This is a genomic window from Enterococcus sp. AZ088, assembly GCF_051714845.1.
Taxonomy (GTDB): Bacteria; Bacillota; Bacilli; order Lactobacillales; family Enterococcaceae; genus Enterococcus; species Enterococcus faecalis.
Window position 1 is genome coordinate 1,607,130 of sequence record NZ_JBIOSQ010000001.1, and the last position, 15,045, is coordinate 1,622,174.

The following is a 15,045-nucleotide window of genomic DNA, read 5'->3' on the forward strand; positions in this document are numbered from 1 at the left end:
AGATATAAAATTACACAACAAAAGACAAATGATTATAATGTTCAATCAATTTATACACCAATAAAAGAGATAAAAAATTGATTGTCTGTTAGTATATTCACATAAATTTAGTATAGCGATTTCAGTAGTTTCCTGCAAACAAAAACATAAAATAACAAAGCATCAAGAAAGAGTACTTTGGACTATTCATCTTTTGCTAACGAATCATGAGGACTATTGTCTCTTCGTTGATGAAAAACAAAGAATCAACCGCCAAACTGTTCTTGTCATTTTATACATGACAAAATCAATTCATTGGTCGATTCTGGTTATTTTAATTTGTTAGTTCACACATGGATCATTGTGCTAATTTTTTACTTAAAAATCCACACTTCTTCCTGTTGAATGAGTCGCTTAAGCGCCAATGTAGGTCACGCCACTACTATAAGCAATTGCATTAGGTAAGACACGATACGAAATCGTTTGATCATTGATGACATTGCTTTCAGAAATAATGATTCCATCAGAAGTGACCGCTTCAACAAAAGCAACATGTCCATATTGATTATCTGCGCCAGCAACTCCTGGTTGGAAACTAATCGCACGACCAGCTTTAGGCAATGAACTAACTTGATAGCCTAATGCACGTCCTTTTCTTCCCCAGTCACTGCCATTTCCCATAAATTCATCCAAAGAAGTGCCCAACTGTTTGAAACGATTATAGACATACCACGTACATTGGCCCACGGGATAGCTACCACTTCGATTATAATTGATCCCATCATAGACTGGAAAATGCATTTGTTGCTGTTCCGCTTCCGACAGCTCATTTTTAGATTGGATAATCAAACCGTCCACTGTTTTTGGTAAATCAAATTGGGTTAAGTTATAAACCGCAATTAACGAATTTAATTTATTATCGTATTGCTTGTCTGTTGCATATTTACCTGTTAAAAAACGTGTTGCTTGAAGGTAGTTTTTGGCTTCCGAACGCCACGCTGGTTTATAAAAATCTTGATTTCCGTCAATCCCTTGTCGGAGTAATTGAACATAATCTTGCAGTGAGTCATTATAGCCACCGTAATCACGAAACCCAGCGGAAATTGTATAAAGTTGGCCCCTCTGATCAGCCTCTTTTGTTGAAAAGCTAACACTATTTCCTTGGAACGAACCTTTCACGCCAAAGAGATTATAATAAGGTTCTTTGGCTAGTTGACTTTCGCCAGAGCCACTTTCTAAAATAGCCTGAGCTATCATCACTGATGCAAAAACATCGTATTTTTCGCCAAGTTCTCTGGCTGTCTCACCAATTTTTTTAATAAACGCTGTGGTTTGTTCTGACTTCTGCATTTCAAATGACGCACCATATGTTGCTAAAACTTCTTTACCATACTCCGTTAATGTGAACTCCTTAAAAGGATTAGTCACTACCAAGCGTTTTTCCTCTTTTGAGTCTGGTTGTTGTTTGGCAGTATAGATATTCTCTAACTGACCAATTACTTCTGGTTCCTCTTTAGAATCCGCTTCCGCTGCGGCAATTAAATATTTTCCTTGGCCAAGATAAACACCATTTTGAAGCGTTTTTCCTTCAGCTGTTTGCCAAAAAATCAGATCACCAGGTTCTGCCTCCTCTATAGAACGAGCTTTACCAAATGTCATTTGTTCTTGCGGCGTACTGCCAATGTCTATTTTAAATAATTGTTGGTAAATTTTTTGGGCAAGGAAACTACTGGTCAATGCTTGCTCCGTCAAATTAAATTCTTTTTTTGTTTTCCCAACGTGTCTTAATGCTTCAGCCACCACAACTGCCCGTTTCTTTTCGCCAAAAGACGACAACAGTGGAAGTTCGTAGCCTTTTAAATTTGAGGAAGCGATTTCATCTACTTTGAGGGACGGATTTAACGATACAGCCTGATTTTCTTCAACAACGTTATTGGTGGCTTCAGGAACTTGAATAGGTTCTTCAGGTTCTTGCTTGGTCACAGGAACTTGTGGTGGTTGCGATTGTTCAACAGGCTGCGTGATTTCTGATGATACCGTTGGCTCTGTAGGTCCTTTTTTTGTTTCAGAATTAGTATTTGTGGTTGTCGTTTCTGTCGTTGAATGACTCGTTGATTCGGTAGTCGTATCGGTAAAACTACTTGATTCAGATGACGAACTACTAGTGGACGTTGTCGATGTAGCAACAGTTGTTTCGGTTACTTTTTCTTCCGAAGTAATTGTCGTTTCCGAGGACAGAGCTGTTTGTAGCGAGCTACTTGGTAATTCTGCAGCCAACGTAACAACTGGAGCGACTTCCAAACTCAGAAGAACGAGAATACTTGTTAAAACAAGTAGTTGATTCTTGATTTTCTTTCTTTTCATTCGTAAAAATCCTCTCCTATTACTTACTTGCGCATTTGCACACTGTTTTTGTACAAATGCGCCTTGTAAGTTAATGATACGCTAATTTTGGTCTTTTTTATTTTTGAAGAATAATTTTCCTAAACCAATACTTACTATCAATAGAAAACCACTGATTGACCAGATTGGCGAAACAACTTCATTTGCTTTTGGTAAAGTACCAGAAGTGATGGTTTTCGTTGTCGTTCCACCTGTTGCCGTGCCCTTTCCTGGACTGTTTACGCCACCAGTCCCGCTAACCGTGCCATGATTTCCATTGTTGCCTGTAGAGTTGCTACTGATTGGCTCTTCTGCCATTGCTTCAATGGCTTGTGCTAAAACATTTAAACATTTGTCCACAGCTTCTTGCGTCGCACTTGGGTCCTCAACAAGTGCTTTTGCTTGTTTAATTGCTTCAGCTAAAGCTTCTTGCGATGCTTTTGTAAATTGTTTTCCTGCTTTAGGTTTCAAGGTTTCTGCTTTTTGAAGCAGTTCTCTCAACTTTGTTTTATCCGCTTGAAGGACTTGTTCCTCTAAACTATCCAAAGCAGTTTTTACATTTTTTTCAGCAGTATCAATTTGTTCTTGCCGAGCATTTTTATCAGCTAAAATCCCTTCCGCTTGGTCAATTGCTTCAGTTAAGCGCGCTTTAGACTCGCTGGTAAATTCTTTTCCGGCAGATGGTTTGATTGCTTTTGCTTTGGCTATCATTGCCTCTAAGGCTTTTTTATCTGTAACTAACGCTTCTTCTTGTAACCCATCAATGGCACTAGTTAATTCAGCAACCGCTTCCTCAATCATTTTTTGATTAGCTGCTGGGTTTTTCAATGTGTTTTTAGCTGCTAAAAGCGCTTTTTGTAAATCTTGTAACGAGGAGGCAGTAAATTGGTGCCCTTCACTTGGAGTGACTTGCTGCGCTCGTTTGACAACTTCTTGTAATTGGTCTTTATTTACAAGTGGTACTTCTTTTAATTGAGCCATTGCAGTTTCCAATGCGTTTAGAGCCTCAGAGACTTCTTCTTTTGTCGCCGTTTCTTTCGCTACGATTGCTTCAGCCGCTTGAATTGCTTCTTGCAATTGTTTTTCTGTTTCTTTTGTAAATTGGTATCCTTCTTCCGGCTTTCTTCCTCGGGCTTGAGCGATTTTTTCTTTTAAGGTTTCCTTATCAACGGCGACGGGTTGTTCTTTTAATTGTGCAATTGCTTCACGCAATGTTTTAGTCGCTTGGTCTATTTCTTCTTGGGTAACTTTTTCTTGAGCAAATACTTTTTGAGCTGCTGCTAATGACTCTGCGAGAACTTTTTTAGTTTCTTCGGTGAATTCTTGCCCATCACTTGGTTTCTTCGTTAGCCCCTCTTGAATTGCTTTTTCTAAATCAGCTTTATTCGCTACATCAGGCATTTTTTCCAACTGTTCTACAGCCTTTTTTAGGTTTTCCACAGCAGCAGAAACGTCTGTCTGTGTGGCTTGTTCATTGGCTAGAACAGCTACTGCCTCATCTAAGACTGGTTTAAAAATTGCCCAAGTTTCAGGCGTATATTCTTTTTCGACACGTGCTTGATTTAGCGTAATTAGCGCTTGTAATAACTCTTTATCTACTAGCTCTGTGGGCTTCACTGTTACAGAAAAATCTGAAAGTGTGGCTTGTTGGAATCCTTGGCCTACTAATAAGCCTTGACTCATATCAAATTGTAATGGCTGCTCAACAGTTGTCGCACGTTTTACGCGAGTTGTTTCTTTTACTTTAACTTTAAAGGTAACTAAGTCCATTGAACCATTTAACAATTGTTTATTTCCTTGATTACTAAGAACTAAATACAGATTCTCCACATCATTTGAATGTTTCCGATATTTAGAATAATTTTCCATTTGTTTTGTATTATTCGTGGTTGCAGGCTGACCGACAAGTTCAAATTTGCTAGAATCAAAGGACATTTTTGTGCTTAACGCATTAATGTTTTTTAAGTCTTGACCTTTAAGTGTAAAGGTTAATGTATCGCCAGGAAGATAGGTATCCTTGCCATTTTCATTAACCACAGCAAGGGATAAACCGCCCGCAATTTCTTCGACATCAGGTATCTCAATTCCGCCATCTAATTGTCGTAAAACATAACTGATATCATAAGCATCAATTACCCCATTTTTATTTAAATCACCTTTTTCAACATAGCCATTAAAGTCACTGTCCACCGATTCTAAGCCTGTATAGTTTCGATAACTCGTTGCATCATTTTCATCAATCGTTCCATCGTTAGTAATGTCTCCATGTAAGATTCCTTCTGTTCCTGGTTGTTTGTAAAAGAGCATCTCACGACCAGAGCCAAAATTACCCACCGATTTTAATACCTTCATTTCAACAAAACGATACGCTTGGTCCTTCGTTTCAATGGTTTTTGTCAAAGCATCTTGCTTCCAGTTAATAGGTTCTGAAAACTCTGTCCAATTAGCTCCATCTTTCGACGTCCGATACTGGAGTTGCAAAATATTTCCGTTGCCGGCATTGTCTCTTGGCAAGTATTCAATTTTATCCATTTGATACTCCGCACCAAGATCAAATTTTAAAGACAAGAAATTTCCATCACTTGGATTAGCGATGCCGGTTGACCAGTTCGTATGCCAACCTGTACTCAAATCTTTATCTGTTAATTTCTTCAATTCTGCGCCTGGTTGTTCTGGTAAATTACTTGTTGCTTTGACTTGATTAATTGTTTCTTTATAGGGATCATCTTGTGTTTTTCCTTTAATCGGTTCACTCCATTCAGAGACCCCGTTTTTTCCAACAGCTCGAACTCGAAAAGTATGTTCGCTTAGGAAGGAAAATCCATCAAATGTTGCTGTATTCGTTTGAATATTTCCGAAAACAGTCCCGTCACGCTCTACTTCATAGCTTGTTGCCTCAGTTATTTGATCCCATTGAAGAGTCAAAGAAGATGGCGTTGTTTTTTCTTCATTGATTGCGACATTTGCCGGAATAGTTAACTGGTCATCGACCGTTGTATTTCCTCCGTCAACCGTTCCTTTATTAATGAAACCTTTGACAGTTATTTGAACATCTTTGGCGGTCACAGATTGTTTCGCTAGTTTTACTGATAACGCTGATTGGTTCAGTTTTTCTCCTGAAGCTTCAGAAAGATACTGATTCACTTGGAATTCTTTATCAAAATAATATAGATTTGTGCCAGCTAAAAATTCTTCTTTATTAGCTGCTTGTTTCAAGGTTACTTCTGTTCCCCCCACCATTGCTGTTACGCTTTCGGGCGCTTCTGAAGCTAGCAAATCAAGCGTGGTGCTTCGTTCATCAACAAAGCCTTTGTAACTTCCTTTTGTCGGTTCGATAGTAACGGTCAGATCCCCTTTTTCGTTTGATTTAGGGCCTTGACTATTTATTTTAGTCGTAGCTGATTGCCCAGCTTCATAACTAGTTGAAATTCCGTCATCTTCATACATATTAAAAGAAGTGGCGCCATTTGGATAAATCAAGAAAGATCGTTGACCCCGTTGGATTTCCTTTGGATTGTTGTTTGGATTCGTCATTGGGATAATACTGCCATCTTTGACGAAAACAGGCACCTTCCACAGCGGTGTTTTTACTCCATTTAAGACACGGCCACCTTGATATTTTTCGCCTGTAAATAAGTCAACCCAGACTTGTTTTTCATCTGGTAAATAGATTCCATCACGGATTGAATTTCCTGCCTCATCTTGATTGCCATTATAAATTGGGGCAACGAGTAAATTGGGTCCCCACATATATTGGTATTGAGAATCTTTTGTATATGCTGTTCCTTCATTAGGAAATTCTAAAGCCATGGCCCGTACCATTGGTAGTCCATCAACTGATTCCTTGGCAATACTGTAGTTATAAGGCATCATCATTGATTTTAATTTTAGATACGCTCGGTTCAAATCTGTGGCTTCTTGATCAAAAGCAAATGGCGTTTTTGGATTGGAGCCCCAGCCGTCCATATTTAGCTGCACTGGTGTAAAAGTTTTCCATTGGAAATCACGTATGTTGACCTCTTTATTTTTTCCACCAAAAATTCCATCCATATCTGAACCGACATTTGGTTGTCCAGACAACGAAGTCCCGATATATGTTGGGATATGGAAGCGAATATATTCCCATTGACCACCCGTTTGATCGCCTGTCCAAATACCAGCGTGCCGTTGGGTTCCGGCCCAACCATCTAATGAAACAATCATCGGACGAACTGCGCCGTCTGTTTCTTTTACAAAAACATTCGCGGCATCTTCTACACCATTTAAGCCAAAGGAATACCCATACCCGACCCACGCCACGTCAGTTTTGAGGGCTTTAACACCAGCGACACTAACTTCTTTCGCAATATCCCGTTCTCCTTTTTTAGGATTTTTAGGATCAGCTGGATGGAGATTAGATTGAGTCCATAGCCCCACTTCAACACCATTTGCTTGAGCATAATCAGTAAATTCTTTTAAGTTTTGTACATCGCCATCCAATGAATCTGTTTGACCATAGCCAGCACCGTAGCCGTCATTTGGCAAGAACCACCCTAACGGCATATCGTTTTTCTTATATCGATCAATAACTGCGCGTGCAGAAAATTGATAATTCTCTTTTTCTCCATTTAAAGATTCTAACGTGCCATTTAAGTTTCCTAAATCGCCTGGTTGGTATTCTTTGTAAAAATTACCATCTTCAAACTTAACTGCTCCCGCGGTTCCTTCTGCTACTTTCACCCAATAGTCCCGATTATACGCGTTTAAATGTGCTTCATAGAACCCGTATTCTGGCATCAAAGCTGGTTTCCCAGTTAATTCATAGTAATCTTTTAAAATACCTGCTGAGGAATCATTAAAGAAATAAAAAGCATCAAAATCTGTTCCTTCGTGCGTTGTTGTGGTTGTTTGTGGATCATGACTGCCAAAATCATAGTTGCCAGGTTTCCATGTATTTCGAACAACGCCATACCCTGCAGTTGACCAATAAAATGGGTTAGGCGATGCTACTCCGCCATCTACCCAATTGTTCGTATTGACAATCTGGATAGCTGTTCCTTTGTGCGTAAATCGACCATTTTGAGTTCCTCCGCCAAAATAATTTTCTTGACTACTTTGTTTTAACGTTTGTGTAGCTTTATCATTTTTAAAGGATAGCGGAGCGGTTTCTTCTAAAATGACTTGATTCTTTTTCTTGTCTAGAACCTTCATTAAAGCGCTTTCTTTTTCGAATATAATTTTTAAACCATTATTTTCTAGAATAAATTGGTTTCCTGAATCTGTGACGTTCGTTTGCTCAAAGGCTTGTGTACCATAGTCGGCCATTGTTTTAGCCGTAATTTTCGCAACATGCTTTGGATCATTTGGCGTTGGATATTCTTCAAATTTACCAGTTGGATCTAGATGATAGCGAAAAAGATGGTCGTTTAAAATACTAATTTGTGCTTTTTTTCCAGAAGCATACGTAATGACAAAGTTTTTCTCCGCTTTTTCAATCGACACAATTGCTCCGACTGACGTTGCTGAATCAGCTACGTCTTCTTTTGCTGTTTGCTCTTGCGCATCAACCACTTGAGAATCCATCGTAACAAACGAATGGAACGCCAATACAGACGAACTCACTAATAAAAATGTCAACCAGTGCTTTTTACCGTAAATTTTTTTACCCTGATACTCTTTGTTCATTTTTTCCTCCTTAAAATTGCTCCCCATAGAATAGTTCCGACACAATTACTCACAAAATCCAAAACCCAACAAAGTTTTATCCAGATGAAAAGTCATAACGATTTTCTTAGTTTACTGAGACTGTTAGAAAGTCAGTTTCAGTAACCCCTCCATAAACACATCCTTTCAATAAATTATTAAATGAAAACAATCTATTTTCATCTTATATAAAAATTTTAGTACAGAATCACAATTCCCTGATGAATGCGTTTTCATTTATTGACTACCAATTTTTCACTTTTTTAATAACATAATTATCGTATGATGGTTTTTTTGTGTTTGTCAACGGTTAATTATAGCAGCCACCATTAACAAGTATTAACCCTTGATAAACCTGTTAATTCACTTATAATGATGATTTTATTGCGAAAATATCCACATCAGAAAAAGAAAGACTTTTTTCAAAAATCTAATACCTGTTGCTCAAATTTAGTCTATTTAAAAATATTAAACACCCTCCTGCTCAGCAAGAGGGTGTTGATTACTCGTTTTTTAGTGATTGATTTGACTTGCTGGTGTGAAAAGCAAACTAATGATGATGCCAACTATCAGTACCGCTAGCAATATAAAAATTAACTTTCCAAACCGGTGATAGGGATTGATCGAAAGCCCAATTCCATAAACTTTCGGAACCCATAAAGGAGGCCTTGGATTATCTTTTTGATCTTTATAGGCTATCTTTAAAATCTGCCACGCAAAATACAACAATGGTAAAACCATAATTACCCCAACTATACCTAGCCATTTTGCTAATAAGTCACTAGTATGCAAAAGACTGATTGTCAGAATTGGTACAAACAAAAGAATAAAGCTAATTGTGGCTCCCACTTGTGCTTGCTTAAGCAGTCGTCTCTCACGGAGAGTAAGATTCGCAAACATTCCATCCATCCTTTCATGGTTTTCAGATTAAATCAACGAATCACTAAAAAACTAAATTAACTGCGAAAATCAATGACCATTCGCCCGCGAATTTTTCCTTGTTCCATTTCTTCAAAAATAGCATTAATTTCTTCTGGTTGGCGTGTTTGACAAACAGGAACAACTTTTCCTTCTGCACCGAATTGGAAAGCTTCTCTTAAATCTTGACGGGTTCCAACTAACGATCCGACTACGTGAATGCCATCAAGAACAAGACGTGGAATAGATAAATCCATTGTCTCAACAGGCAATCCAACGGCGACAACCGTTCCCCCCGCACGGACTGCATCGACTGCGCCATTAAATGCTGATTTAGCTACCGCAGTGACTACTGCTGCATGGACACCGCCAATTTCTTTTTGAAGTTGTGCAGCAAAATCAGGATCTTTAACTGGACTAATTAAAAGATCCGCACCCATTTCTTTCGCAAAAGCTAACTGATCATCATTCACATCAACAGCTACCACTTTGGCATTAAAGACATGCTTGGCATATTGTAAAGCTAGATTACCTAGCCCACCTAATCCTGAAATCATTAGCCATTGACCTGGACGAATCCCAGATTCTTTTATCGCTTTGTAGGTTGTTACCCCTGCACAAGTAATAGAGGAAGCTGGCTCTGATGCTAAATTTTCTGGCACTTTCACTGCATAACCGTCTGTGACGATGCATTCTTCGGCCATGGCACCATCAACTGTATATCCAGCATTTTTTACTGAACGACAAAGCGTTTCTCGACCAGAAGTACAATATTCGCAATGCCCGCAGCCTTCATAAAACCATGCAACAGATGCACGATCACCAATTTTTAAACTAGTAACGTCTTTTCCAACCTCCGTCACAATCCCAATTCCTTCGTGACCTAAGGTACAACCGCTAACATCGCCAAAATCTGCATTCTTAACGTGTAAATCCGTATGACAGACACCACAGACTTCCATTTTCAACCGCGCTTCATTATCTTTCAATGGACGCGATTCTTTTTCAACAATTTTTGTTGTTTTTCCTTTTGCTGCGACAATTGCTTTATACATGGTTCTTTCCTCCTTGTTTCTATTGTGAATCATTGAACAATAATAATATAATACTACTTTCCAAAATAAGGAACACCAATGACTTGCGTAAATTAACGCTAATTTGACAGTTTATCCTTGCTAGACAGCCCTTCTTCCCTTATATCATAGATAATTCATACTGGCATGATTTTTTCTGCATAATTGTCAACTATTTTAAAGGCAGGTTTTACAACCTCATTTTTCCCTTCTTTTTTCCCAAGATATAGCAGACGGTACCTAAAATAACTAGAATTAAAAAGGCCATGAGGTACTTAAGCCAGTGAAGGTTTTTGACTTTATGATCAACAGAACGCTTATTATACTGATCAGCTTGCTTTTTGTTTATCGTGAAATCTTTTGAGAACGTCCAGCTCCCCTCATGGTTTTTCAACTTAATGGTATAGGTATAGTCTCCAGGTTTAAACGAATCTTTCAGTAAAATAGGCAGGTCAAACCTTGTGTTTGGTGCAAAACTCAGATTATTTTTCTTTTCGTGAATGATCGTTTTGTTTGTTCCTTTTTCTTTAACAAAAAAATCTCCTTCGACTTTTGACAATAACTTCCGCTGTGGATTTTTAATTTCCATCGAAACAGTATTGTGGCGGTTAATTTGCCCAATTTTAACAGAACCACTTTCTAATTTTGCAGGTATGGTCTCTGCTGTTTCATTCACCCGAATAGCAATCGTATGCATATAAACATTTTGAATCCCACCCTTGCTTTGGTCCCCAGCTATCTCTACAGGTCGAATCGTCACTCCACCTAATAAAATTCCTGAGAATAACTTTTCTGGCATCGTTATTTGAAAATCAATCGTTTGTGATTGTTTACCAGGAACACTAATATCCTTCCTATTAGGACTAATCAAATCACTAAGTACCAAACTCATCGATGGATCTTTTTCAAAGCTACTTTTTGTATAGTCAACTATCCCATTACTATTTGTTGTTGCTGTATTTACCTGAACTTTAAATTTTTGAGGGTTCGGCGTAGTATTGGTTATCGTTAATTTGAATGTATCTTTTTGTTTCGGAGTTAATGTCATATCAAAAAAATTACTGGTTTTGTTATTTTGAGTTGCTCCGAAAACGGGTGTGACTGTATACGCATTCGCATTGTCAATTGTTGCTGAACTATTGGTATTAGACGGCTCTGCCCAGGCACGCATCGCTCCACCTAAACAGAGAATAGTCAATATAAAAAGTATCTTTAAAATTCTTTTCAATTTATCTGCCTCGTTTTCTTACATCGTTTTATGTTAAATTCTTAGGCGGGTGCTCCATCGATGGCATTCCAGACGATGGTCCCAGAGTAGGTATTTGCAGCAATACTTTTAGGTATATTTAACGTTGCATTTAAATCGGCTGTCGTGACAGTGTCTGATAAACGGATATCACTTTTATCTAGCGAAATAATGGTTGAAGCATCTGTGGTTAAATCAACGCCCGTAAAGGTACCTTTTTCAGAAGATCCGTCAGGTTTTTTAGTGTCTAAATGAAGTGTCATTCCGTCTAAGCCAGTGACACCTTTTCCTTTATCTTCTAAATTCGCTGTCAGATACCAACCTGTATTCGTTGTCCCACGATTATCATTAATGATAAGTTGTGACTTGCTTTGATCTGGTTGCGTATGATCTTGGCCGTCTTTTGTCACCGTCCCAAAGTTAATTTGTGCTAATGGTGTAATGGTTAATCCGCCACCCAAAACCGACACATTCGCTGTGGTATTGGTATTATCAGCCGCATTCACAGTTTGTTGTCCAATTAAAAAAATCCCCGTTCCTAAAGTGACAGTTAAACCAATTATTTTTTTATTCATTATTTTTCCTCTTTTCTTTATAAAGTCCGACGATTAATGTACCTCCGAGTACCACGATCCCTAAAAGCGTCTCTTGAGACGTAATCTCGTTTGTTTTTGGTAAAAAATTAGGTTGTCCTCGTGAAGTTGGCATATCGTTAGTCTGCGGTATAAGCTCATTGGGATGTGGAACAATATCCTCACTCTCTTTCACTATTACCATGACTTTTGTGCCAGCTTGTGCGTCAGTTGTCTTGTCTTCAGCTTGTGCTTGAATTGGCAAACCAAGAATAAAGGCAACAAACAATAAATCATAGATAAACCATTTCACAGCTATTCCCTCTTCCCTTACGGTGTTGCTTCTAAGTTCCAAATTAACTGAGCTTCATATTTATCAGCAGGTGTGACTTTTGAAATAGTTAATGTGGGCAATAATTGTAATTTCGTCAAAACTTTTTTATTTTTGATAGATTGGTTACTTACATCCGCTACTAATTGTTGCTCATCGTTAACCATAATATTTTGCTCAGTTGTTACATAATCGACTGACTTTGGATTTAGCGTGAGATCAAGCCCTGCGTCTTTCCACGCTTGTGTTTTCTGATCATTTAAATTATAGGCTACTTCAAGCTGCCAGCCAGTTGTCCGATTAGGATCCCCCGTATCTTCAATGTTCATCTCACAACTTTTTAATGTCTGTGTTTGATCTTGGCCATTAAATTTTACGTTCTCAAAAGGCATTAGTTGTTCAGATAAGTGATAAAAGTCTAGACGATTAGAGTAATAGTAGGTCCAATCAACAGTAACACTTTTACTAAAACCTACTATTTTAGAGATATCATAAGTAATTCTATAGATGCCCGCTACTTCATCGTTTACCTGCTTAGGCGTATAGCGAATCGTTATCTTACTATAAGGAATGGACTGTCCATCATTATCTGTTGCACTATCAAAAAGACGTTTTGGATCGAAGGGCGTCCCTACAGAAAAGCTGCCGTTATGTGCACCAATATGAGCTGAAGAGGGAATGACTTCTAGTGCAGTCTGCGCCTCTAATCCTAGGTAGTTATAATCAATTTCATATTTACCAACCACTTTTGTATCCACCGCATCTACTGGGACCTTTTGCTCTCCGTCCAGTTTATATATGGTGACACTTACGTCTCGAAAATCACCTTTTTTACCATCTGGTGTTTGTAGGCTAGTCACTTCACTTTCTGGTTGCCATTGAGTATATTGATAAACCGTATCTTGAGATTTAACTTTAATTTGCGCTTGATCAATGTGTACAGCTAAACTTTTCTCATTTGAGTAGCTTTTAGATGTATCATCAACATCAAGAATTCTAAATGTTAATGTGTAATCTCCTGAAGTTGGTAAAGCATCTGCTAAACAGTTAAAACTAACGCAATCATCTGTGACTGGTAAATTTTTTAAATCTTGCTCCCCAATTTTATGAAAATCAGTTTGGGCAGCACCTGAAACTTTTTCTTCAATCTGAACTTTTCTAGTTGTCGGAGCCTTAACGGTTAGTTCTACTGGTATCTTTTGTTGCGGGTGAAATGTTGTTTGACCTTTAACAAAAGCTGCCCTTTCTAAACTTGGCACTTGGTATGGATCTGTTGTGACGCGCATATATGTTTTATCTGTGGGCTCTGAAGAATCCGTTCCTGGCGGATTGACTAACGGCAGCCCACAACCATCTTTGCCACTAAATAAATAGGTTGTTAACCCGTTTTGTTGTTGTGAAGAGACATTCACATTGGCCTTAGGATCAACTGTGTGAGTATGAAAATTAACTACACGCGCAAACCGTTGAGCAACATACCCATCTGTCCAATTAAGCGGATTGTCTTGTCTTTGGTTCATCGTAAACTTTGGTGATAAAAAATCCCCTGGTAACATCGTTTTGCTTTCAGGTATTTCAGGATATTTAGAGGCATCTTGGGTATTGTAATTGGATAATGGATTGTCTTTATCGCCGCTGTCCCATGGCGAGATATAAGAAGACCAAGTAGCCACTTTCCCAGTGATTCCAGTGATAATTTGATGATTCAAATTATTTGGATCTTGCTTTGCTGCTGCCGCTAAACTTGTCGCACGTAACCACATATCCGAACTAAACAATAGCCAATTATGATTAACCGTATTCGTTGTATCTGATTCGTAAGTTCGACCAAAAAAATCTGCCGACAACGAAAATTGATCACTTTCAGTACCATCTGACAAAACATTTGATACTGGTAAGCGATGTTTCGTTAAATTTTTATTGAGGGAATAATCCTTTGAATCGCCATCCTTCATTAAAGTAGCAACATCTAAATCAAAATGAAGTTCAAATTTTATGGCCGATTTGTCAGGTTCATGTCGCCAAATTTCATAAAGTTTAGTAAAAGAAAAATTAATAGTGTCCCCCCGTTCACAAAACATCACCTGATGCTCAGTATCAATTCCGCTATAATCTTGATCAGGATCACCCCATCCCGGTGAACCATCTTCTGAAGAACCGTTAAACGTCCGCATTCCTTTTGTGTTAACAATTGGTATTTGTGTGTTTTTTTGTCCACTAATTGAATAAAAATTTTCTGGATTATCCGCAAAAGCCTTGTCATAAGCCGCTTTAAAATTATCTGCACTTATATTTTCTGGCAAATGAAACATCAGTCCATATTGCATTCCTACAGTACCAAAAGAAAGAAACTTCAATGCTTCTGTATGAGAAGTGTCCACTGTTCCGTATAATTTTACGTGTAATTTTCCTCCAAATGATCCATCAGGACCACCACCACCGTCATGGCTTATCTCCATTCCATAAGGTAAATCAGTTCTCAAATCAATGGCTATCCCTCCCGCTTGATAGAGCGAAGCTGCCTCGCATTCTTGAAAATGCACGCTCAAAAAACAAGAAATCGATACCAATAGTAGACAAGAGTAAAAGAAATAAGCAATGCTTTTTTTCTTTTGTAGGTTGGCATTTTCATTTTTAATTGTTCGTTGATTTTTTTCATTGCTTACTCACCTTGACCTTTTTTGGAATTAGAAACTAAATAATAATTATTCTAACTACTGCTAGCTTATCAACATTGAAATTGCTTTGCCACACACAATTAATGTATAAGGCTGTACATTAATTGTGATGGCCGCTTCTTATTGCGCTTGTGTTAACATATCAATACAAAAATTTAAAGAAAGTAGACTACAATGAACCTAA

7 protein-coding genes and 1 pseudogene are annotated in these 15,045 nt (G+C 38.1%); all 8 read right to left on the minus strand.

Features of this window, described 5'->3' with window-relative positions; genetic code table 11:
• Positions 1-393: 393 nt before the first annotated feature.
• Positions 394-2,343 carry an amidase domain-containing protein gene (locus tag IGL17_RS07915; protein WP_016618301.1) on the minus strand — a complete coding sequence of 650 codons (1,950 nt, stop codon included), beginning with the start codon at positions 2,341-2,343 and terminating at the stop codon, positions 394-396.
• Positions 2,344-2,424: 81 nt separating this feature from the next.
• On the minus strand, positions 2,425-8,052 hold the full coding sequence (locus IGL17_RS07920; RefSeq protein WP_438760127.1) for a TIM-barrel domain-containing protein: 5,628 nt from the start codon (positions 8,050-8,052) through the stop codon (positions 2,425-2,427).
• A gap of 504 nt (positions 8,053-8,556) precedes the next feature.
• Positions 8,557-8,952: a hypothetical protein gene (locus tag IGL17_RS07925; protein ID WP_016618299.1), complete on the minus strand. Its 396-nt coding sequence runs from the start codon at positions 8,950-8,952 to the stop codon at positions 8,557-8,559.
• A gap of 47 nt (positions 8,953-8,999) precedes the next feature.
• Positions 9,000-10,016, minus strand: coding sequence for an alcohol dehydrogenase AdhP (adhP, locus tag IGL17_RS07930; protein ID WP_033624264.1), 1,017 nt, complete (start codon positions 10,014-10,016; stop codon positions 9,000-9,002).
• A gap of 208 nt (positions 10,017-10,224) precedes the next feature.
• On the minus strand, positions 10,225-11,205 hold the full coding sequence (locus tag IGL17_RS07935) for a DUF916 and DUF3324 domain-containing protein (RefSeq protein WP_016616293.1): 981 nt from the start codon (positions 11,203-11,205) through the stop codon (positions 10,225-10,227).
• Positions 11,206-11,303: 98 nt separating this feature from the next.
• Entirely contained in the window at positions 11,304-11,855 is a 552-nt protein-coding gene (locus IGL17_RS07940) for a hypothetical protein (protein WP_002357217.1), read from the minus strand.
• Positions 11,848-12,207, minus strand: coding sequence for an LPXTG cell wall anchor domain-containing protein (locus tag IGL17_RS07945; protein ID WP_016618298.1), 360 nt, complete (start codon positions 12,205-12,207; stop codon positions 11,848-11,850). Before IGL17_RS07945 ends, IGL17_RS07940 begins: the two co-directional genes overlap by 8 nt.
• A pseudogene (locus tag IGL17_RS07950) lies at positions 12,183-14,842 on the minus strand (bacterial Ig-like domain-containing protein). The gene IGL17_RS07945 and the pseudogene IGL17_RS07950 overlap by 25 nt, the downstream one beginning before the upstream one ends.
• Positions 14,843-15,045: the final 203 nt, after the last annotated feature.

Bases quoted from the DNA above. Each gene is read 5' to 3' on its own strand.
- IGL17_RS07915 (WP_016618301.1), bottom strand. From the start codon at position 2,343: ATGAAAAGAAAGAAAATCAAGAATCAACTACTTGTTTTAACAAGTATT.
- IGL17_RS07920 (WP_438760127.1), bottom strand. From the start codon at position 8,052: ATGGGGAGCAATTTTAAGGAGGAAAAAATGAACAAAGAGTATCAGGGT.
- IGL17_RS07925 (WP_016618299.1), bottom strand. From the start codon at position 8,952: ATGGATGGAATGTTTGCGAATCTTACTCTCCGTGAGAGACGACTGCTT.
- adhP (WP_033624264.1), bottom strand. From the start codon at position 10,016: ATGTATAAAGCAATTGTCGCAGCAAAAGGAAAAACAACAAAAATTGTT.
- IGL17_RS07935 (WP_016616293.1), bottom strand. From the start codon at position 11,205: ATGCGTGCCTGGGCAGAGCCGTCTAATACCAATAGTTCAGCAACAATT.
- IGL17_RS07940 (WP_002357217.1), bottom strand. From the start codon at position 11,855: ATGAATAAAAAAATAATTGGTTTAACTGTCACTTTAGGAACGGGGATT.